Source organism: Skermanella sp. (assembly GCF_059503625.1).
On the sequence record NZ_JCACHA010000398.1, the window covers coordinates 1 to 2,518 of the forward strand.

Below are 2,518 nucleotides of genomic sequence, written 5' to 3' on the forward strand. Positions count from 1 at the left end.
GCTCGTCGGTCGCATACTGGTTAAGCGTAACGACCAGAGGATTGTAGTAAGCGGCGGCACCCTTGCTGGGGTCGGCAGGCACAAAATCGCCGCCGGTCAGAGTGCCGATGATCTTCTGGTCGATAGTCGTGGTCTTGTTGCCGTCGATATCGATGATGATCGACTTCTTGGAAGCGTTGCCCGTCAGGATGACATGGGGACCGGCGAACGCCAGCTTGTCAGTACCGTTCGCATCCGCACCGGCAGCGATCGAGATCGTCAGTTTGCCACCGGCATAGTTGGCTTCGGCGTCGGAGATGGTGGCACCGGCAAAAACAGCGGTAGCCGCACCCTGGACGATCGTGCTGTTCTCCTTGACGCCGACCACATCCGGCCCGTCGTTGACGCCGGTCATCTCGAGGGTAAGCTGTGCGGTGTTCCAGCCGCCCTTGCCGTCTTCGACCTTATACTTGACGACGAACGTTTCCTTAACACCTTCGGCAAGGCTCTCGTACGCGGCATCGGTCGGATCGAAGGTATAGCTGCCATCGGCGTTGATGGTCAGGCCGGCAACCGCTTCGCTGACCTGAGTGAAGGTGAGTTCGTCGCCATCGAGGTCCGAAGCCTTCAACTGGCCGGAGACGAGCTCATCGCCTTCGTTCGTGACGACGAAATCGGCTACGGCGACCGGATCGCTGTTCGGATCGTTCGGCTCGGTACCGGTCAGTTCGATCGTCAGATTGTTGGAGCTTACGCCACCTTTGCCGTCTACGACCTGATAGGTGACGACGAAGGACTTCTTCTCGCCCGCGGCAAGGCTCTCGTAAGCTTCGTTCGAGGGATCGAAGGTGTAGCTGCCGTCGGCGTTGATGGTCAGGCCGGCAACCGGTTCGCCTAGCTGGGTGAAGGTGAGTGCGTCGCCATCGGCATCCGAGGCCATGAGCTGGCCGGCAACGATCTCGTCTCCCTCTTTCGTCACGACGAAATCGGATTCGGCGACCGGAGCGGCGTTGACGACTTCTGCGGGAGTGACCTTGAGAGTGGCGGTCGTGGGCGTGTCGAGCGAGCCGTCGGTGACGACTACGTTGAAGGTTACGGTGCCGTTGTAGCCAGTGTCCGGGGTGAAGGTCCAGGTGCCGTCGCCGTTATCGGTCAGCTTACCGGCGGCCTCATCGACCGATACCGACTTGACGCTCACTTCATCCGCGTCGGCATCCTTGACGTTGGCCAGCAGTTCGGCAGCCTTGAGGGTAACGATGCCACTGTCCTGCTTGATGGACGGCAGTTCGACCGCATCGCCGGCAACCGGAGCGTCGTTGTAGAGGGTGCCCTCGTAAACGTTCTTGCCTTCGCCTGCGCGATCCAGGAACTTGGCGACCGAGGCGCCGGCCTCGCCGCGGAATTCCTCGGATTCGGTGAAGCGCATCAGGATCGTGTGCGCGCTCATGCCGGAATTCAGCCAGTTGTTCAGGCCTTCGGCATCCGGTTCGCGGCCCAGCACGTTCCTATAGAGAGACGTGATGAACTCTTCGGTGGGCTCGTTGGTCTTGTAGAGGTTTGTGAATTCATCGGAGCTCGTGAAACCGGCCGCGATGTCTTCGAGCGAATAGCCGGAATTGACCCAGGTCTTGAGGCCACCCTGATCCGGAACGCGGTTGAAGGAACCCTGGTAGAGGCGGATGATGTCCTGGACGTGCTGCCCCTCTTCCGAGCTGATGAAAATCTCACGGACCTGCTGCAGGGTGAGGTCGCCCGACTCCACCCGCGATGCCCAGCCATTGGCCTCATCATCGGCGGCGGGGCGCTGCAGGATATTCTCGTAGTAGGACTTGATTGTTTCAAAAGTCGTCACGATTGCGCCTCTTAGAGACAGTTTGGTAAAGCCTTACCGGAAGAACCCAAGGATGGGTCCTCATCTCCACTCCCCCGCACCCGCGGTCGACTCCGGTGCGGGGGAGGCAGGGATCCATGCGACGGTCAGTTTCGCCGCATGGATATCGAAGGCGGCGTTAACAAAGCCGCCTTGGATATCCACGCGATTTTTTTTGATAGCAGAGCCGTTTTATTGATTCAGCTTGTCTTAGCAATAACAAATCCCATATATGTATTTTTGCAAAACTATGGTATGTTTCGCTTTTACTTCCATGATTGATGTTTCTTTGTTTTTACGGTTGGAAGATGTTGGTGGCTGTGTAACTCGATCCAATGCTTTCCAAGCTGACAGTGCGCCGCTGCACGTCAATGGGGGGCTGTCTCGCACCCTAAGATACTTACGAAAATTTTCTTCATATTATCCTCCTTTTCTACTCTCTTGTGCAGTCAACTCGTTCAATGACCAAATAAACTTGCCGTCATCAAGTCGCTTATGTTTGGTTATAAAGACATGGAATCATTAATAATGTGTTTAAACAGAGTATTACTCGAGGCCTATGACGTTTTGCTTGTTCATTGACTGCCATTCGACAGAAACAAACGTTAATACATAAATTTTTATTCTACGGCGCATTAAGTCGTATAGTCTCTTATTTGCAGTGTCATG

The 2,518-nt window shown here is 55.8% G+C and carries 1 protein-coding gene; it reads right to left on the reverse strand.

All coding sequences use genetic code 11. The features are described from left to right. Positions 1-1,831, reverse strand: a 1,831-nt coding sequence (locus tag AC5JJ6_RS08835; RefSeq protein ID WP_496041680.1) for a cadherin-like domain-containing protein, incomplete at its 3' end; no start/stop codon positions are given. Positions 1,832-2,518: the final 687 nt, after the last annotated feature.